Here is an 18,866-nt window from a genome sequence, read left to right on the forward strand (position 1 = left end):
CTCCAATATTGAAGATGCCAGCCTTGGCCAGTCATTCTGAACGCCGCAACAATCTCTCCCTCGATAGCCTCAATTTCTTCCTTGCGGACGTACGCGACGGGCTTGGGCCTTACCTGGCGATTTACCTGTTGGCTGTTCATCATTGGGAGCCCGCCAGCATTGGTGTGGTGATGACGATTGCCGGTATAGCCGGGCTGATCACGCAGACTCCTGCTGGAGCACTGGTCGATAGTGCTCGCGGCAAGCGGACGATCATTGCGGTTGCGGCATTGCTGGTAACCGGCAGTTGTCTGCTGCTGCCTTTCGTGACTTCATTCACTCTGGTCGCACTGACCCAGGCCCTGAGTGCCGTGGCTGCATCGGTCTTTGCCCCGGCCATTGCCGCGATTACTCTGGGCATCACTGGGCCTCGTGCTTTCACCCGCCGTACCGGGCGCAACGAAACCTTCAACCATGCCGGTAATGCCTGCGCGGCTTTGTTGGCTGGCGGTTTCGCCTACCTGTTCGGGCCTGTTGCAGTCTTCTATCTGATGGCCGTCATGGCGCTGGGCAGTGTGATTGCGATCAGCTTCGTTTCGGCCGATGCCATTGACCATGACCTCGCCCGAGGCCTGGATACAAGCGATGCGCGACACGTTGAGCCGCCTTCGGGATTTTCCGTGCTGCTCACCAACAGGCCATTGCTGCTGTTCGGCATTTGCTGCGCGCTGTTCCATCTGGCGAATGCCGCGATGCTGCCGCTGGTGAGCCAGAAACTGGCGCAGGTCAATCTGCAGATGGCAACGCCATTGACGTCAGCCTGCATCGTTGCCGCGCAACTGGTCATGGTACCTGCCGCCTTGCTGGTGGGAGCCAAAGCCGATGTGTGGGGGCGTAAACCGTTGCTGCTGATCGGCTTCCTGATCCTGCCGTTGCGTGGTGCGCTTTATACCCTGTCAGACGACCCTTACTGGCTGGTCGCCGTGCAATTGCTGGACGGTATCGGCGCCGGTATTTTCGGTGCCCTGTTTCCGGTAATCGTGAAAGACCTCACTTATGGCACCGGGCACTTCAATATCAGCCTTGGCGCGCTCTCGACGGTCTTTGGCCTTGGCGCGGCATTGAGTAACAGCCTGGCGGGCTTTGTGGTTCAGGAGGCCGGTTACAGCGCTGCGTTTCTGACCCTTGCTGCGGTGGCTGCGGCAGCGTTGGTCCTGCTGTGGGTGGCGGTGCCTGAAACACTTGGTGCCAGCAAGTTGCCCACCACAACAGCGGATGGAGATTATCCGCCCACCATATAACTCAACGTCATCCGGCTCAGCGCCCGAATCCCCACGGCAAGGCTTGGATCATCCACGGTAAACCCCGGTGAATGAGTCGGCCAGACGGCTTTGCCTTCCAGTGCTGGTGGCGTGACGCCCATGCGCATGAAGATCCCCGGAATCTGCCGTGCATACTCGGCGAAGTCGTCGGCGCCGTAGGTGCCGTTGTCGATTTTTACGGGTGTGGTGGAGACTTCTTGCAGCACTGGCAGCAATCGGTCGACCAGTGCGGTGTCGTTGTGGCCTGCGCGGTAGTTGCCCGGCAGGTAGTCGATCTCTGCCGTGGCGCCGGAAGCTTCGGCGATTTTCTCTGCGCTTCGGCGCATGCGCATCAGCACGTCTTCGCGCTGTTCGTCGCTGACGGTGCGGATCGAGCCTTCCAGGCGCACTTCGGCAGGGATGATGTTGTGGCGGTCTCCGGCTTCGATCCGGCCTACCGAAATCACCGGCGCGGGCAGCAGGCTCAGGTTCGACTGGCGGCTGGGAATGGTCTGCCAGGCGAGGATGGTCTGGGCGGCGACGGGGACCGGGTCGATGCCGGTCCAGGGGAATGCGGCGTGGGTCTGGCGGCCCTTGATACGGGCGACGAAGGTATCGGCCGCCGCCGTGGTGCGGTTACGGCTCAGGGTGAAGGTGCCAGCAGTGCCGGCAGTGACATGCAGGCCGAAGATCACGGCAGGTGCAGGGTTGGTCAGGACACCTTGTTCGATCATCAATTGCGCACCGCCTTTTTCGCCCAGTGGCGGACCTTCTTCGGCAGGCTGGAATATCAGCTTGAGGGTGCCAGGCAGTTCACTGCGATGGGCGGCAAGTACTTCGGCTACGCCCAGGGCCATGGCCATATGAGCGTCGTGGCCGCAGGCATGCATTACGCTGACTTCCTTGCCACGGGTGCGAAAGTCGCCGCTCTGGTCCTGAACGCGCACGGTCGAGGCGTAGGGCAGGCCGGTCTGCTCGATCAGCGGCAGGGCATCCAGTTCGGCTCTGATTGCAACCACCGGTCCCGGCTTGCCGCCACGAAGTATGCCGACCACGCCGGTATGGGCGATGCCGGTCTGCACCTCAAGACCCAGCTCACGCAGCCTTTGGGCAATGCGTTTGCTGGTGTTGAATTCGCGGTTGCCCAGTTCCGGGTGTTGGTGAATGCCATGGCGAAGTTCGATCACGCCGGGCAGGGCGCGGGCGATCTGCGCATCCAGATCAGCCCAGGCAGCCGGCTCAGCGGCCCGGACCTGGCTCGACAGCAAGGTCAACAACAATGAGGCGCCTGCTATCAGGGGCGCACAGGGCTTGCGATTCGGCTGCATGGGAAACCTGCTCTGTCAGTAGGTGAAGGCAATCGGCGGGTAGTTACCGTTGAGCAGGTAATCACCGATGGCCTTGTACTTGTAGGCCACGGCATCGTGTGTGGTGTGGGTCCGGGCATTGCGCCAGTGACGATCGAAGTTGTATCTCGATTGCGTGGTGGCAGCACCGCCCACTTCGTACAGCCGCTCGCAGACATGCAGCGATGCGCGGGTCGAGGCGATCTTGGCCTCGGCCACGGCAATCGAGGAACGCGCCAGCAGAGCGTCCAGTTCTTCGCCGGCCAGCAGGCCCTGCAATTGAGTGCGGGCCGCGAGATCGACACTCAGCGCAGCCTTTTCAACCAGCGCTTCGGCACCATGGATCGCAGCCGAAAGGTCGCCGATGGTGTGCAGGATGTACGGATCGTTACGAGCTTTGTCGACACCGCTTTCGCGAACCGGGCGCGAACCGTTGCGTGCCCAGTGTACGGCGTCGTCCAGCGCCGCCAGGCCAATGCCGATATCGATGGAGCAGTGGATGAGTTGCGCGCTGGCCCCGACGTAGTTGCGCCGCTGATACCACTGGGCCAGAGGAATCACCTGTTCCGGTTGCACGATGACATTCTCCAGCAAGGTGCTGCCGCTGGCGGTGCTGCGCTGGCCCATGCCGTCCCAGTCATCGAGCATGGTGATGCCTGGCGTGTTGGCGGGCAGGATCACGTAAAGCGCGTTGCCTTCCTCGTCCACCGCCTGGATCTTCAGTAGATCGGCGAACAGGCAGCCGGTGCTGTAGAACTTGCTGCCATTGAGAATCAGCTGTTCGCCACGGCGCTCAAGGCGGGTATGGATTTCGCCGCGAAAGGTGCCGCTGCGCTCGGCGACTGCGCCAGAGGATAATTGCCGGTCGGCAAAGGCGCTGAGATAGCGGCGCTGTTGTTCGGGGTTGGCGATCAGGCGCAGGTGTTCGACGGTGGCGAAATGCGGAAACAGTGCCTGGGCTACGCAAGGGTCGGCCTTGCCCAGGGCGATGAAGATCTGCGCCACCTGCAACTGGCTGATATCGCCGCCGCCCAGTTCGGTGGGCACGCGAGCGGCCCCCAGCCCCGACTCGCGGATCAGGTCGAGCTGGGCGTAGGGCAGGGTGCGGTTGGCATCGCGTTCCGCTGCGCCGGGTTGGATGTGGGTGGCCAGTTCATGGGCCAGTGCCAGGTAATCAGTCATGTGTAACTCTCGAAAAGGGTTCAGGTTGCATCGCGCAAGGACTGGCGTGAAACGCCGAGCAAAAGGATCAGGGTGCCGCAGGCCACCAGGGCTGCGACTATGTAGAGCGCCAGGCTGATACTGCCTGTGTTGGTCTTGATCGAGCCGATCATGATCGGCGTCAGCAGGCTGCTGACTTGTCCGCAGCAGTTGACCAGTGCCAGGCCGGCTGCCTTGGCACCGTCCGACAGGTAATAAGTGGGGATGGTCCAGAAAATCGACGTGGCCACCAGATAGCCGCTGGTCATCACGGTCAGTACGGCAATCGCCGACCATGGGCTGAACAGCATTTGCGGCAGGATCGCCATCGCCAGTGCGGCGGTCAGCCCGCCCAGTGCGAAGTGCCAGCGACGTTCCTGATGCAGGTCCGAATGGCGGCAGGCCCAGAGCATCATGCACACACCGACGACATAGGGTAGTGCCGAGAGCAGTCCCAGATGCCCGAGGTTGGTGACCCCCGAATCGCGGATGATCGACGGCGCCCAGATATTGGTGACGTTGCCGGTACACATGATGGTCAGGCAGTAGGCCAGGGTGATGAACCAGACCTTGCGGTCTTTCAACGCCTCGACGAAGCGCTGATGGCCGCTTGGCTGACGCTGCTTGCGTTCATGGGCAAGGGCGTTGGCGATGGCCTGCTTTTCGGCGCTGCTCAACCATTTTGCATTGGCCGGTTTATCGTCCAGCCAGTACCAGGCGAACAGCCCGGCCAGCACCGGTGGAATGCCGGTGACGACAAACAGCCATTGCCAGCCGGTAAAGCCGCCAAGGCCACCGAAGTGGCTCATGATCCAGGTCGACAACGGGCCGCCGATAATCCCGCAAACGGCAATCGCCATGATGAAACGCGAGGTGATCCGCGCCCGATGGCTGGCCGGAAACCAGTAGGTCAGGTACAGGATCACGCCAGGGAAGAACCCGGCCTCGGCCGCGCCCAGCAGTATGCGCAACACATAGAATTGCGCGGGCGTCTGGGCGAAGGCGGTGGCAATGGTCACCAGGCCCCAGAGGATCATGATCCGGGTCATGGTTTTCTTCGCGCCGAACTTCTCCAGCAGCAGGTTGCTGGGGATCTCGAACAGCAGATAGCCGATGGAGAACACCCCGACGATGATGCCGAAGGTGGCGTCGCTGATGTTCAGGTCGGTCTTGAATTGCAGGTGGGCAAAACTGATGTTGACCCTGTCCAGCCAGTTCAGGACAAAACACAGAAACAGGAACGGCATGATTCGCCACGCCAGCTTGCGGTACAGGCGTTGGTCGAAAACCACCTCATTGTTTTCTGTGGCAGGTTGTGTGCTAGCGGGTAAAGCGCCGGGAGTGCTCATGGGTGTTACCAGCTCACGTCAAGTTTGGCGAAGTAGTAGGCACCTTCCAGTCCGTAGGGCGAGTACCAGCTATAGGTCGGGTTGTCGGTGGGGAAGAAGTAGAAACGCTTGGCCTCTTCGTTGAGCTGTTGTGGCCTGCGATCAAAGATGTTCTCGCCGCCGACGGTCACTTTTATGGCATCGCTCAGCCAGTAACCCAAACTCAGGTCGGTGATGAGTGCCGGGCGGATTTCCTCGTCGCGGCTGGCGGAAACCTGATTGCGTCCGGTGACTTTCGAGTAGCGGGTGCCTTTGAGCGTTACGTCGAAATCGCCCAGTTGCCAGGCGGCGGTCAGGGACGTGACGTTCTTCGGGTAAGCCGTGGTCAGGTTGCCCTGGCGATCACGGCCCACGGCGCTGACGCCGGTGCCGGCCAGTGATTCGGGCTCCTTGATTTTCTCGATGGTCTGCAGGCTCTGGTTGCTCAGCAGAGTCCATTTGGTCTTGCCGTAGCGACCCAGGTCATAGCGGTAATCGGCCACCAGGTCGATACCACGGGTGCGGGTGTCGGCCAGGTTGCCGAAGTAGGACACGATCTGGTTCGGGTCCAGGCCATTGGCCGCCAGCAGGTTGGAGACTGCGGTGCCTTGCAGGTTGCTGGTCTGCAGGATGCGGTCCTTGATATCGATCTGATACAGATCGACTGTCACATTGAGGTTTTCCGTCGGCGTGGCGACAAAGCCCAGGCTGTAGTTCATCGAACGTTCGGGTTTCAGCTCCTTGGCGCCGAGTGCCTGACCGGCAGCATCATCCACCGTCACATAGCGAGTGACTGCCTGTTCCAGTTGGCCGGTCAGCGGGCTGGTGCGCCAGGCGGTGAGCGACGAGGAGTAATACTGTTGTTGCAGCGACGGCGCCCGGAAACCGTTGCTGACGGTGCCGCGTACGGCGAACTGCGGCGTAAAGGCATAGCGCGTCGAGAACTTGCCGCTGCCGGTATCGCCAAAGTCGCTGTAATGCTCGAAACGTCCGGCCAGGCTGACATCCCATTGCTCGGTCAGGCTTTGGCTGAGGTCGATGTAGCCAGCGGTGTTGGTGCGTGAATAGTTGTGTGCATCCTGCGGCGTGAAACCGACCAGCCCCGGTGCGCCAGGGTTCGGGCGTTGCCCGGCCAATGGATGACCGACGGGGAAGATGTAGCCGCCATCGGCGTATGAAGCGTATTCGCCCGCTTCGATGGCGAAGCCGTCGCGGCGGAATTCCAGCCCGGTGGAAACGTTCAGGGGCTTGGCGAACAGCCCGGTATCGAAACCACGGGTCAGGTCCAGGTTATTGGTCCACTGGCTGGCAATCAGATGGCCGCCATCCATGTCGCGAGGGCTGTCCGGGCCCAGCGACGGGTTCAGCGAACGCTCGTTGCGGGTGTTGGCATCGTTGCGGCCATAGCTGGTGCTCAGGTCCCAGCGCCAGCCGAGCAGGTTTTCATGGCGTGCGCCGAACACTGTCTGGAAGTCGTCCTCTTCCACCACAAAGCGCGGCGAGAAACCGTCCGGGTATACCGAGACGATGTTCTGCGGCGAGTTGGCGGTACGGTAAGTCCCCCAACTGGTGGAGTTGCGATGGCTGAGGGTGGAGAACGAGTAGAGGCTGACGTCATCGTTGAGCGGCAACTCGGCGTTGTAGCCGAAGTTATAGGTTTGTGAGCGAGGCTGGCCGAGTTGTTGGCGATAGCGGCTTTCGCTGGTTTCCCGTGGGTCGGCACTGCCGTTCTGCGGGAAATAGATGCGGGTGCGGTCAGGTACTGCGCCCGCGACGTTGGAGCTTTCCTGAATGCCGATATCGGCGCTGAGGCTGAAGAAGCCGTCATTGGGCAGCTCGAAACCCTGATTGATCTGGCCCTGGCCACGAGCGCCGAAGTTGCCCTTGCCGCCGACCCGTTCTTTATATTGCCCGTACAGCGCGCTGGCGCTGCCGCCGGAGCGGTTGGTCTTGAGGATGATGTTGATCACCCCGGCGATGGCGTCCGAGCCGTATTGCGCAGCGGCACCGTCACGCAGCACTTCGATATGGTCCACTGCGCTGACCGGGATCAGGTCCAGGTCGGCGGGTGACTGGCCGCTGGAGGTAGCAGCGGTCTGCACGAAGATCAGCGAGGTGTTGTGGCGGCGTTTGCCGTTGACCAGCACCAGCACGTGGTTACCGCCCAGGCCACGCAACGTTGCGGACTTCACCGAAAGCCCGGTGCCGCCGGTAAAACCGGCGGCATTGGTATAGGACGGCACGCTGGCGGCCAGGGCATCGCGCAGGTTCTGTTTGCCCGAGCGTGCCAGGTCGTCGGCGCTGATCACGTCGATTGGGGCCAGGCTCTTGGCCACGGTGCGGCCCTCATCGCGGGCACCGGTTACAACGACAGTCTGCAGAGCGGTATCAGTGCTGCCGATTGTGCTTTCGGCGGCGAATGCCAGCTGGTTGGCGCAAAGGCCGAGGGTCGCTGCGGTCAGCAGGTTGAGCCTGGGCTGGAAAGTATTGGGGCGAGACATGGTGAGGCTCCGATTCTGGTGCCGCTTTCCATTCCTGGTGGTGTGTGTTCCTGACAGTACTGGCGAGGCGAAAAGTGTTGGTTATTGTGGTTATCGGTAGAGCATGACGTCCTGGCGGGCCTGGTCGACCAGGGCCATGTACTGCTTGAGACGGTCTTTTCGCTGGGCCAGCAGCAGGGTCTTGGTCCACTCCACCGCCTTGGGCGAATGAGCCGCCAGGCGTGAGGCCAGTTCCAGCGCGCTGGCATGGGCGTCGTCCGCGAGCTGGTTGACCAGTCCCATGGCCAGCGCCTGCGAGGCATCGAACGGGCGAGCACTGAGCATGATGTCCAGCGCCGCGGCTTCGCCGATCAGCCCTGGCAGGGTGATGGCGCTGAACCCCGACAACATGCCGTGCTGCACTTCCGGAAAGCTGAAACGAGTGTCATGTCGGGCAATGCGAAAGTCGCAATGAATCGCCAGGCTGATGCCCAGGCCCAGAGTGTGGCCGTGCAGTGCGACAATCACCGGCTTGTTCAGGTCGAAGCCGACGCCGGGCAGGGCGCGGGCGAGCAATTCGCTGCTCACGGCTTCGCCAGTGGCTTCGATTTCCTTGAGGTCGGAGCCTGCGCAGAACGCTCGCTCGCCAGCGCCGCGCAGAACGATTGCGCGTACGGCCTGATCGTCCCCGGCGCGCTGCCAGATTTCGCCCAGTTCGCGTTTGGCCTGGCTGTCCAGGGCGTTCAGACGCTCGGGGCGGTTGAGAGTGACCTGCAGAACGCCTTCCCCAAGGTGTTGATACTCGACTGTCATGACTTCGATTTCGCTGAGTGTGAAAGAAAGACGCATTGCCTCTTGAGGTCCGCGCCAAAGTGAGGAAAACTTAATTGATGTTCATAATGCAAACAACATGTTTGTTATATGAACATATTCTTAGTGGGTCACTAATGGTTATAAAAAATGAAAGCGATAGTCCTGAAAGCCTTCGGCGGGCCTGAGCAACTGCAAGTCGAAGAGGTGCCTACGCCACAGATCGGTCCGGGTGAAGTACTGGTCAAGGTTCACGCTGCAGGCGTCTGCCATCACGATTTGCTGCACCGTGCCGGGCATCTTCCCGGGGCGCATACCGGCGTGGTGCTGGGCCATGAAGTGGCTGGCGAGGTGGTTGAGGTCGGCGCGGGCGTTCTGCAACTGGTGGTCGGCTCAAGGGTTGTGGTCTATCAGCGACGTTTCTGTGGCCAGTGCCGCGATTGCCTGCGCGGGCGCCAGGATTTGTGTCGGGCGCTGGGCCTGCCGTCGGTGGATACCGAAGGTGCCTACGCCCAATACCTGCGTATTCCGGCGATCTCTGCAATCGAATTGCCTGACGGCCTGGATTACAGCCTGGCGGCGCTGGCGTCCTGCCCGATTGCTACCAGCGTGCGGGCATTGCACGGCGAGGCGGCGCTCAAACCGGGCGAGACCGTATTGATCAACGGCGCCAGTGGTGGCCTGGGCGCGCATCAGATCCAGTTGGCCCGGGCGCTGGGCGCGCGGGTGATTGCCGTGACCGGCAGCGCCGCGAAGCGCGATTTTCTCCACGAACTGGGTGCCCATGAAGTGGTGGTTTCAGACGGCAGCTACAGTGCCGAAGTCTGGAAGCTGACCGGCAAGCGCGGCGTGGATGTGGCGATGGAAAACCTCGGGCACACCCTTGAAGACACCTTGCGCAGCATGACCCTGGGTGGTCGCGTTGTGGTGCTCGGTAATGTCCAGCCGGGGAGTGTGCCGATTCCCCCGGGCTTGCTGATCGGTCGGCGGCTCAAGGTTCAGGGATCGGGCAGTGCCACTGTGGAAGAGCTGCGGGTCGCGCTGGCGCTGATCCATAGCGGTCAGGTGCGGCCATTGATCGACCGGGTGTTGCCGTTTCAGCAAGTGAGCGAAGCCCATGCGCTGCTGGAGTCGCGTCAGGTCAATGGGCGTATCGTTTTGAGTGGGTGGTAGATATGGATATCAGTACCTTGCTGGGGCAGGCCGCTTCTAAATGGCCTGATCTGCCAGCGTTGAGCGAGCCGGCCAGTGCTCGCAGCCTGAGTTTTCTTGAACTCGACCGTGCTCTTACCGCATTCGGCCAGGTGCTGGACCGGCTCGATATCGCACCCGGTTCGCGGGTGGCGTTGCTGGCCGATGCCAGTATCGATTATCTGATCGCCGACTATGGCTGCATGGCCAATGGACGTGTCCGCGTACCCCTTGATCCGGCACTGTCGCCTGATGAACTGCTGGCCCAGTTGCGTGATGCAGGTGCTGCCTTGCTGTTGTTTTCCGGGCAGTACGCGGCGGTTGCCGAGGGTCTGACGCAGGCGGGCATTGCCTGCCGCTCGCTGGATTCGGTTACCGAAACAGCGCCTGCCGAGATCGGGCCGCGCGCCGCACAACCGGCCCAGGCCCTGGCTTCACTGAACTACACCGGCGGCACCACAGGTGTGCCCAAGGCGGTCATGCACCGGCATGCCAGCCTCTGTGCCGTGTTGCAGAACATCGTGATGGGCCGTGGTGCGATTCTGGGCGATGTATTGCTCAATGTCCGTCCGTTGTGGCCGATTGCGGCGGTAGCGGTGCTGGCGCATCTGCTGAGCGGCGGGCAGGTGGTGCTGGGTGGGCGTTTCGACAGCAGGAATTTCCTGTCGCAGTTGAGTGAACATCAGGTTGCCTTCAGCTCTCTGGTGCCGACTCAGCTGTTGCGGTTGCTGCGTGAGAATGGCAGCGAGCCCGCAAAATTGCCCGCCTTCAAGAGCCTGGATATCGGCGCAGCAGCCTTGAACGGTGAAGTGCTGGAAGGCTCTTTCAAGTTGTTCAGTGGGCGAATCAGTGTGCTTTACGGCATGACCGAGGCTCCCTGGAGTTGTTATCTCGCTGCCGCGCAAATGGCAGCGTTACGCCGTGCCGGAGAAAGTGCCGAAGGCGTGGTAGGGCGGCCATTGTTTTCTGCGGCCATCCGCATTAACCAGCCGGACGCCAATGGCATGGGCGAGATTCTGCTGGGCGGGCCGCAATTGATGAGCGGCTACTGGCAGCAGGAGGCCAAGAGTGCCGAAGCGCTGGATAACGGCTGGCTGCGCAGTGGCGACCTGGGACGGATTCGTGACGATGGGCAACTGGTCGTGCTAGGGCGCTGCAAGGACATCATTCGCAGTGGCGGCAAGTCGGTACAACCTGGCGAAGTCGAGCAGAGCCTGCTGAGCTGTCCGGGCGTCAAGGAGGCCCATGTGTTCGGTCTGGCGGATATCGAGTGGGGTGAGCAGGTGTGTGCGGCAGTGGTGGTTGACCCGGCAAGCCCGCCGTCGTTCCAGCAACTGGCCGAGCATTGTCGCGCCAGCCTGTCGCGGCACAAGGTCCCGCGACAGATCTACTTCATCGACGAATTGCCGCGTTCGCATTACGGCAAGGTGCAGAAAAACCGTCTGCTTGAGGCGCTTGGGCCACAGTTGCCGGCTTAAAGATTGCCGAGTTGCGCCGCGATGCCCTCGCAGGCGCGGCGCACATGGCTGGCCAGTGACGAGGCTGGATGGGTTTCATCCTCCATTGCCAAGCCTGCCACCACCACGGCGCCCAGAGCCAGGCCGGCCTCAAGGCGGATCGGAAAGGCCACGGACGACAGGCCCGGCTTGAACTCGCCATGACCGAAGGCGAAGTCCTGCTGGCTGCGGATCTTCTCCAGTGCGGGCAACACTCTGGCGTAGCGCTCCTGGCCCAGAATGTTCAGCGCCGCATCTTCACTGTAGGTGGACAGCACGGCGCGGCCGCTGGGGCTGCCATCGATGGGGTACTGATCGGCCAGATCGACGATGACGTTGAGTGGCGTGGTCGGTGTCCACATCCTCTCGATCAACACCACTTGATCACCCACTGGAACCGACAGCGAGACGATTGCCTGGCGTTCGCCGATCACCCGTTGCAGTTCGATGGCGTAGGGCAGGGCAATCTTGCGCAGGTTCATGCGGTTCAGATAGGCCGCCGAGTAGATCAGGCTCTCAGGCCCGATCCGGTAGGTCGCGCCCTGGGATTCGATCAGGCTCCAGTAGGTCAGGGTCTTGAGCAGACGATGGATGGTGGAGCGATCGATGCCGGTCAGCCGCGCCAGGTCCAGCGCGCTGGCACCGTTCTTGAGGCCAGCCAGGGTGCGCAGCAGAACAATCGAACGGTCAATGACCTGAACGCGCCCGCCGCCAGCGTTTTCCTTGCTGCTATTGAGTGCGGGGTGAGTCGAAGAGATATCCATCGTGGCAGTGTTTTCCGAGAGCATTTTGATCGGCAGGCTCGAATGCTGGCCTGACCGGTCGCCAAGGTTAGCCGTGATCGGATGCCGGGTGAAGAGCCAACTGACGTTGTATCGGCTTTATTGGAAAGCGCAGCTTGAGCATTTATTTGCATCGTGTTTAGAACAAATATGCATTTGAGTTATGAGCATGGAACCAATGGCGATATCCATTGCGTGGTATCGGTCGTTAAGTGGTGCTCTATGGATGCAATGGCATCCATTTATCTGCTGCTACAGTTCATGCACTGGTAATTGGCATGAAACCGTTTGCCTTGGCAGCATCCGGTGCTGTTTTGCCAGCATCTTGCCGTGCTCACGCTTGAGCCTAGAATCGGCCCCATCAGCTCCACACCCTATCGTCAAAATTGAAGAGGATTTCACCATGATGAACGCGATGCAGATGCCAATGAGCGCCAACATGCCGATGATGCCAATGATGGGCATGCCGATGATGATGGCGACCATGACCTGCAAAATGGTCGAAGACGGCATGATGTGCACCATGAAGCCGGCGGCTGGCATGGACATGGCCATGTTCAAGAACAACGCCGAAATGATGCAGATGATGATGAACTGCGGCATGCCGGTCATGATGCAGTGCGCCAACATGTCGATGATGTGCATGTCCGAAGCGGCCATGGCGATGTCCATGAACATGCCGATGATGGGGATGTCGATGCCGATGGGTATGGGCATGCCAATGATGAAGTGCATGATGGAATGCACCATGATGGCTGACGGCATGACCTGCAAGATGATGCCGATGGCTGGCATGAGCATGGACATGATGAACAACTGCTGCATGCTGATGATGAAAATGATGAACGATTGCAGCATGCCGATGATGATGAGCTGCAACGGCATGCCGATGATGTGCTGCACCTGCTGATCTGATGCGGGACGTCGCGAACCTCAGTCGCGGCGCTCGGGGTGGGTGACCACCAGATAAGCCACCGCCTCGCTGTCTACCGGGTTTCGGTAGCGGTGGGGCTGGTCTGCATAGAACATGATCGAATCCCCCGTTGAGAGCAGGAAACGCTCTTCGTTCACACTGATCTCCAGCGCACCCTGCGCGACTACCAGATTCTCCTGCACGCCCGGCCCATGCTCGGCGGAATGTTCTTCCCCCAGCGGGCTGATCCGCAACTCATAGAATTCAACATGACGCGATGTGTCGTACGGGTAGAGCGCCCGGCTGATAAAGTCGCCGCTGGCACTGACCAGGCGCTTGCTGTCGCGTGCCGGCATCACGGTCACACCTTCGCATTCGCGGTTTTCCAGAAAGGCTGCAACCGAAACCCTGACAGCCTTGGCGATCTTGAACAGTACCTTGATCGACGGCACGCTGCGCCCGGACTCGATCTGTGCCAGCATCGCCCGGCTCACCCCGCTCAATCTTGCCAGGGCATCCAGCGATAACTGGCGTTTGCTGCGCAGGCGTTGCAGGTTCTGTGCGACGCGAGAGCCGATCAGGTCGTCTTCGTTGGTGGCCGCCTCTTGTCCAAGGTCAAGTGGGGTGTCAATCGATGTTGCCAGGAAACGCTCCGATGTCGTCATGGCGTTACGCTTGACGAGGTGTTTTCGGTGACGCGAGGCCATCGCTTCCCGGTTGCGTCACGATTCCTGCCTGATGAGCGTACATCGCCCACATCAGACGGCCCAACTGCTGTGCGTGCTTGCGTTTGCGAAACAGGCCTAGGTCGATGATCTGTGCGGAGTGGCTCATGAAGGAATCCTTGTTTGCGAAGCTGGGCATGGGTTGAGACTAAGGGTTTTTTTATAGAACGATAAATAATTTGTTTTCATGTATTGATTCGATTCTGGAATATGTAATTCAGGAACTGCCTGCACCGCCTCTGGGTGTCGATGCAGGCTGATCACGTTCTCGGTTACAGGTCGTAGCGCACGCTCAGAGTGATGGTGCGTGGGTCGTTGACCGCGTAGTACGCCGTGCTGCTTGCCGCTGAATAGGCGATGCTTTGCGGGTAGGCGCGGTTGAGCAGGTTCTTCACTGCCAGGGTGGTGGTCCAGTGACCGTCGCCGCTGCTGTAGCTGGTGTTGGCGTTCCAGAAGCTCTGCTGAGGGACTTCGTAGATATCGCCATTCACGGCGTTGGCGTAGGACTTGGTCTGGAACTGCCAGTCGGTGCCAGCCACCAGAGCGCCGGGCACATTCACCGGTACGGTCCAGTTCAGGCCCAGTGATGCGTTCCAGCGCGGGGCGAAGACCATCCAGTTGCCATCGGCATCCACTCCCGCACCTGCGGCGTTCTTGAAGTCGTCGTACTGGGCCTTGAGGTAACCCAGGTTGGCGGTCAGGGTCAGGTCGCGGTTGAGCAGTGCGGTATTTTCCAGCTCGACGCCGTAACTGTGTGCGCTGCCGACGTTGGTTCGCAGGTTGGCGCTGATGGCCGGGTCCCAGGCATTGGTCTGCAGGTCGCGGTAGTCGTTGTAGAACACCGCGACGTTGCTGCGCAGACGGCCACCGAGGTAATCGCCCTTGAAGCCGGTTTCATAGGTGATCACGTTTTCCGGCTCGAAGCCCTGCTGGGCGGCGGCGAGGGTCGGTGCCCGGTTGTCGAAGCCACCGGCCTTGAAGCCCTTGGCCACGTAGCCGTATTGGGTCAGGTTCTCGCTCCAGGCATATTCCAGACCCACTTTCGGGCTTACGGAGGCCCAGCTGTCGCTGGTTTCTGCGCTGAAGTTGAGCCCGGTGATCTCCCGAGCGGTGGTGATCCTGTAGTTCTTGTAATCGAAGTTCTTGTGTTCGCTGGTGTAGCGCAGACCAGCGGTCAGCGACAGGCGCGAGGTCAGCTTGTAGTTACCCTGGCCGTAGAGCGCGTAACTTTCTGTGTCGGTGGTGCTGTACTGGCCGCTGGCATTGACCCGATCAGCCGCTACCGAATAAGTGAGGCTGTCGCGTTCGGCACGGAAGCGCTCTTTGTACAGGTAGACGCCGAGGGTGTAGTTGAAGCGTTCGTAGTCGCCATTGAGCTGGAATTCCTGAGTGGCGTAGCGCTGTTTGTAGCGGATCAGGTTGTTTTGTACCGGCGAGGCATTGCCGCTGTTGGCTTCGCCGGAGTTGTCATAGTCCACGGGTTGGTCGAAGGCCGACCAGCCGGTGACTGACTTGAAGTTCAGGTGATCGTCGAAGGTGTAGATGGCTCGCAGCACGGCGCTGCCCTGATCGAGGCGGTTCTTCGGATCGAGGCTGCTGTAGGTCTTGAACTTGTCGAAGCGGCCGGTGGCCGGGTCGAATGGCGTGTAGCTGGTGGTGTCACCACGGTCGAAGGTGCCTGCCAGGGTCAGTTGCGTGTCCCAAGGCGAATCCAGCGGTGCCAGGCGCAGCTTGCCGCGATAGGACTGGATATCGACATTGTTCACATCGGTATCGCGAGTGCGGTTGCGCACCGTGCCGTCGCGACTCAGGCGCAGCGCAGAAAAACTGCCGAACAGGGTGTTGTCCACCAACGGCCCGCTGATCAACAGGCGGCTGCTTTGCGCGTTGTAAGTCCCGGCACCCAGTTCGACGAAGCCACGGGTTTCCTGGGTCGGATCATGGGTGATCACCCGAATCGCACCAGCCGCACTGTTACGGCCATACAGCGTGCCTTGCGGACCGCGCAATACTTCGACGCGCTCGACATCGTTGAAGTCGAGCATCGAGGAAATCGCCCGGGGGATGTACAGATCGTCGGCGTACACCGCGACAGCGGCTTCCTGGATCGGATCGGTTTCGCCAATGCCGCGAATGCCATAGGTCTGTGCGCTGTAGGAGATCGACTGACGGCTGAGTGTCAGGTTCGGCACCCGCCCGGAGAGGTCGCGGATATTGTTGATCTGCTGGTCGCGCAGGGTGTTTTCATCGAAGGCGCTGATTGCCAGTGGGGTTTTCTGCAGGTTTTCCTGACGGTGTTCGGCGGTGACGGTAACGCTGGGCAGACGTTCTTCCGGCAGCGGGTCGCTGGCGGCGAAGGTACTCAGAGGCAATGACAGCAGTAACGGGGAAATGCTGTAGCGCAAGGTAGGTTTGGCCATGGACGGAGTTCCTGACGGTCAACATGCTCGGTTGGTGTGTGCAACCTGCAACCGTCCACGGAAACGCACGAGAGCCGGGGAGGGTGCAGGAATCCTGTGCCTCCGCCGGGTCGGGGTCGGTCAGTCTGTAAATGGGCAGTATTTTTTTATGGGGTGGTCTGGTTTGTCGCGAGCTTCAGTAACCGCGCTGGTGATCCACCAGGTTGTTCAGGGGCAGGCCCTGACGATAGCGCTTGAAGTTCTCGACGAAATCGTTGACGAAGCCTTGAATGCCATCGGTGGACAGCGCACAGGTGTGTGGCGAGATAAATACCCGTGGGTCGCTGTACAGCGGGTGGCCTGCCGGCAGTGGCTCGGGTTCGGTTACATCCAGTGTGGCGCGGCCAATCCAGCCGGCTTCAAGTGCTTCGAGCAGGGCCTGCTGATCAAGCAACCCGCCACGGGCAATATTGATCAAATGCAGACCGGGCTTGGAGCTGGCCAGTACTTCACGACTGATCAGGCCGCGGGTCTGCGAGGTCAGGGGCGCAGCCAGCACCAGATGGTCGGATTCGGCAAACAGGTGATGGAGGTTTTCAGCCACTTCGACCTGCGGCAACTCGGTCATCGGTTGCTCTGGTCGGCCAAGGGCGATCACGCGCATACCCAGCGCCGTGGCCTTGGTCGCCAGGCTGCGGCCGATGCTGCCTAACCCCAGAATACCCAAGGTACGGCCACGTACCGGTTGTAACTGGCTGAAGCTCCAGTCGTCATCCTTGACCCATATGTCCGGCAAGCGTTTGGCTGCGGAAAATACGGCTGCCAGCGCGAACTCGGCGACCTGCTCGGCATTGCTGCCCTTGCCGCTGGTGACCGGTGGCCCCTGGAACAGCCAGTCTGGATAGAAATCGATGCCCGAGGACACCAGTTGCACCCAGCGCAGCGACCAGGGCCAGCCGCGCGGTGGTTCATCCACCCGACGGCCGCGTACGTTGACCGGGCGCAGGATCACCACGTCTGCACGTTCGGCATTGAACTGATCGGGCGTCAGGTCCAGAACCCGGTGCTCAGGCAGTTGCCGACGGATCAATTCGTTGGTCTGGGCATCCAGTTGGCTGGCGATCACGCTAACAGTGGTAGCAGAAGACTGGTTCATCAGGCACTCATCACAGGAAACACGGGAACGCCCGTTTCAGGCGCTGTTATCCCGCCCAGGTTGGGCGATGCTTATGACCGTATTCTTGGTGGTTTACGCTGTAAAATTCTTTTTTGATATAAGCTAATCGCAATAATTAAAATAATGTGCATATTAGGATATGACTAAAATGCATTTCACTGATTATTAACTTGTCGGTACAGTCATCCTCCAGAACCTGACCACAGGCTACCTCAGCCACGGAGAATGTCCGCGATGCCCCCTTTTGCAAGAATCCTGGCGCTTGGCGCCGCCCTGCTGCTGGCAGGCCCGACCCTCGCCGAACAACGTATCGAACTGCGAATCGGTGATCAGAAGGGCAATATGCGCGCCCAGCTTGAAGCCGCTGATGCTCTGCGTGATCTGCCTTACGACATTCGCTGGGCGGAGTTTCCGGCCGCTGCACCGCTGGCCGAAGCCTTGAATGCCGGGGCCGTTGACGCGGGCATCATCGGTGATGCGCCATTGCTGTTCGCGCTGGCGTCCGGGGCGCAGGTCAAGGCCATTGCCGTGGACAAGTCCGACGCTTACGGCACGGCGGTGCTGGTCGAGCCCAAGTCATCACTGCAAACGGCGGCGGACCTGAAAGGCAAGCGTATTGCCACCGGGCGCGGCTCGATTGGTCACCATATCGCGCTCAAGGCCTTGGCTACTGCCGGTTTGAGCGAGAAGGACGTGGAGTTCCGTTTCCTCGGGCCGGTGGACGCCAAGGTCGCACTGGCCAATGGTTCGGTGGATGCCTGGGCTACATGGGAACCCTACACCGCGCTGGCTGAACTCAGCGGTCAGGGCAGGGTGCTGGTCAATGGTCGCGGGCTGTCCAGCGGCAACAGTTTCCTGGCCGCCACCGACAAGGCACTGGCTGACCCGGCCCGTCGCGAAGCGTTGCAGGATTATCTGGTACGGCTGGCCAATGCGCAGATCTGGGCTTACCAGAACCTCGACAGCTATTCAAAAACCCTGGCGCAGATCATCGGCTTCCCTCAGGAGGCTGCACGCCTGCAATTCGAGCGCCGGAAACTGCGCTGGCAGGCCGTGGATGCCAAGACCATCACCGAGCAACAGGAAACGGCCGACTTCTACCAGGCCCATGGCCTGATCGCCAAGCCACTGGACGTCAAACCAACCTTCGCCACAGGTTTCGTACTGCCTGCGGCTGATGCGGTGACGCAGAATCCTTGATCTGTTAAACCTCCCGCGTAGGAGCGAATTCATTCGCGAGACGGTATTCCAGACGATACATTTTCTTGGGATGTACCGGCCTCTCGCGAATGAATTCGCTCTTACTGGGGTAGTGGCGCTTGTATTCCCTGCACGATGTAAACGTTGGTTTTGCCTGCCTTGTGGCGGATCGGCCTGATCGCTTCATACGCTGGCGAGCGGTACCACGCTCGGGCCTGTTCGATAGTGTCGAACGCAATGACTACCATTCTTCCCATGGGTTTTTCACCCTCCAGAGCATCGACTTCTCCACCGCGTACGATGAAGCGCCCGCCAAACGGTTTGAAGGTGTCTTCGACCCGGTCGCTATAAGGTTTGATGGCCCCCGGCGTGGTGGGCTTGAACTCGGCGACGTAATACGCCATGGGTTTGGCCGGTGCAGGCGTTTGTGCGAATGCCGCACCCATTGCAAGGCTGGTAACGGCCAGCAGCGTCAGACAGGCAAGTTTCTTCATGTGGTT

16 protein-coding genes are annotated in these 18,866 nt (G+C 60.5%); 5 read left to right on the top strand and 11 right to left on the bottom strand.

The genetic code is table 11. The annotated features are described in order from the left end of the window. Positions 1 to 23: 23 nt before the first annotated feature. Positions 24 to 1,280 (top strand): MFS transporter, encoded by a 1,257-nt coding sequence (locus ACODS3_RS25710; protein WP_201020297.1) that lies wholly within the window; start codon positions 24 to 26, stop codon positions 1,278 to 1,280. Here the strand turns inward: ACODS3_RS25710 and ACODS3_RS25715 are convergent. The 5 genes from ACODS3_RS25715 to ACODS3_RS25735 all read right to left on the bottom strand — a co-directional run bounded on the left by ACODS3_RS25715 (position 1,262) and on the right by ACODS3_RS25735 (position 8,522). Further along, positions 1,262 to 2,608 (bottom strand): amidohydrolase, encoded by a 1,347-nt coding sequence (locus ACODS3_RS25715; protein WP_201020296.1) that lies wholly within the window; start codon positions 2,606 to 2,608, stop codon positions 1,262 to 1,264. The two genes, ACODS3_RS25710 and ACODS3_RS25715, sit on opposite strands and share 19 nt — an antisense overlap. A 15-nt stretch (positions 2,609 to 2,623) precedes the next feature. Continuing rightward, positions 2,624 to 3,808, bottom strand: coding sequence for an acyl-CoA dehydrogenase family protein (locus ACODS3_RS25720; protein WP_201020295.1), 1,185 nt, complete (start codon positions 3,806 to 3,808; stop codon positions 2,624 to 2,626). Between the two features lie 20 nt (positions 3,809 to 3,828). Beyond that, positions 3,829 to 5,175: an MFS transporter gene (locus tag ACODS3_RS25725; RefSeq protein ID WP_236250275.1), complete on the bottom strand. Its 1,347-nt coding sequence runs from the start codon at positions 5,173 to 5,175 to the stop codon at positions 3,829 to 3,831. A 5-nt stretch (positions 5,176 to 5,180) separates the two neighbouring features. Next, complete coding sequence (locus tag ACODS3_RS25730) at positions 5,181 to 7,694, bottom strand: TonB-dependent receptor plug domain-containing protein (RefSeq protein WP_489036848.1); 2,514 nt, start codon at positions 7,692 to 7,694, stop codon at positions 5,181 to 5,183. A gap of 90 nt (positions 7,695 to 7,784) precedes the next feature. Then, positions 7,785 to 8,522: an enoyl-CoA hydratase/isomerase family protein gene (locus ACODS3_RS25735; protein ID WP_489036850.1), complete on the bottom strand. Its 738-nt coding sequence runs from the start codon at positions 8,520 to 8,522 to the stop codon at positions 7,785 to 7,787. Positions 8,523 to 8,633: 111 nt separating this feature from the next. Here ACODS3_RS25735 and ACODS3_RS25740 point away from each other — a divergent pair, with 111 nt between their 5' ends. Together ACODS3_RS25740 and ACODS3_RS25745 are read left to right on the top strand one after the other, a co-directional pair. Continuing rightward, entirely contained in the window at positions 8,634 to 9,656 is a 1,023-nt protein-coding gene (locus tag ACODS3_RS25740; RefSeq protein WP_201020293.1) for an alcohol dehydrogenase catalytic domain-containing protein, read from the top strand. A 2-nt stretch (positions 9,657 to 9,658) separates the two neighbouring features. Further along, complete coding sequence (locus ACODS3_RS25745) at positions 9,659 to 11,152, top strand: class I adenylate-forming enzyme family protein (protein ID WP_489036852.1); 1,494 nt, start codon at positions 9,659 to 9,661, stop codon at positions 11,150 to 11,152. Here the strand turns inward: ACODS3_RS25745 and ACODS3_RS25750 are convergent. Further along, entirely contained in the window at positions 11,149 to 11,934 is a 786-nt protein-coding gene (locus tag ACODS3_RS25750) for an IclR family transcriptional regulator (protein ID WP_489036854.1), read from the bottom strand. The two genes, ACODS3_RS25745 and ACODS3_RS25750, sit on opposite strands and share 4 nt — an antisense overlap. A gap of 421 nt (positions 11,935 to 12,355) precedes the next feature. On the opposite strand from ACODS3_RS25750, the gene ACODS3_RS25755 reads away from it, so the two are divergent. Beyond that, complete coding sequence (locus ACODS3_RS25755) at positions 12,356 to 12,862, top strand: hypothetical protein (protein WP_236124344.1); 507 nt, start codon at positions 12,356 to 12,358, stop codon at positions 12,860 to 12,862. 23 nt (positions 12,863 to 12,885) lie between these two features. Here ACODS3_RS25755 and ACODS3_RS25760 read toward each other — a convergent pair whose 3' ends face one another. The 4 genes from ACODS3_RS25760 to ACODS3_RS25775 form a co-directional block, all read right to left on the bottom strand. Then, on the bottom strand, positions 12,886 to 13,530 hold the full coding sequence (locus tag ACODS3_RS25760; RefSeq protein ID WP_025260357.1) for a helix-turn-helix domain-containing protein: 645 nt from the start codon (positions 13,528 to 13,530) through the stop codon (positions 12,886 to 12,888). 4 nt (positions 13,531 to 13,534) lie between these two features. Further along, a complete protein-coding gene (locus tag ACODS3_RS25765; protein ID WP_162883744.1) occupies positions 13,535 to 13,699 on the bottom strand; it encodes a hypothetical protein in 165 nt (54 codons plus the stop codon). A 163-nt stretch (positions 13,700 to 13,862) separates the two neighbouring features. Beyond that, a complete protein-coding gene (locus ACODS3_RS25770) occupies positions 13,863 to 16,010 on the bottom strand; it encodes a TonB-dependent receptor (protein ID WP_489036857.1) in 2,148 nt (715 codons plus the stop codon). Positions 16,011 to 16,185: 175 nt separating this feature from the next. Next, positions 16,186 to 17,145, bottom strand: coding sequence for a D-isomer specific 2-hydroxyacid dehydrogenase family protein (locus ACODS3_RS25775; RefSeq protein WP_489036859.1), 960 nt, complete (start codon positions 17,143 to 17,145; stop codon positions 16,186 to 16,188). A gap of 255 nt (positions 17,146 to 17,400) precedes the next feature. Here ACODS3_RS25775 and ACODS3_RS25780 point away from each other — a divergent pair, with 255 nt between their 5' ends. Then, entirely contained in the window at positions 17,401 to 18,366 is a 966-nt protein-coding gene (locus ACODS3_RS25780; protein WP_025260354.1) for an ABC transporter substrate-binding protein, read from the top strand. A gap of 101 nt (positions 18,367 to 18,467) precedes the next feature. Here the strand turns inward: ACODS3_RS25780 and ACODS3_RS25785 are convergent, their stop codons facing one another. After that, the gene (locus ACODS3_RS25785; RefSeq protein WP_489036861.1) at positions 18,468 to 18,860 is read right to left on the bottom strand and encodes a DUF1330 domain-containing protein; all 393 of its coding nucleotides are present in this window, start codon (positions 18,858 to 18,860) and stop codon (positions 18,468 to 18,470) included. Between the last annotated feature and the right edge of the window lie 6 nt (positions 18,861 to 18,866).

This window comes from Pseudomonas sp. FG43, assembly GCF_057809175.1.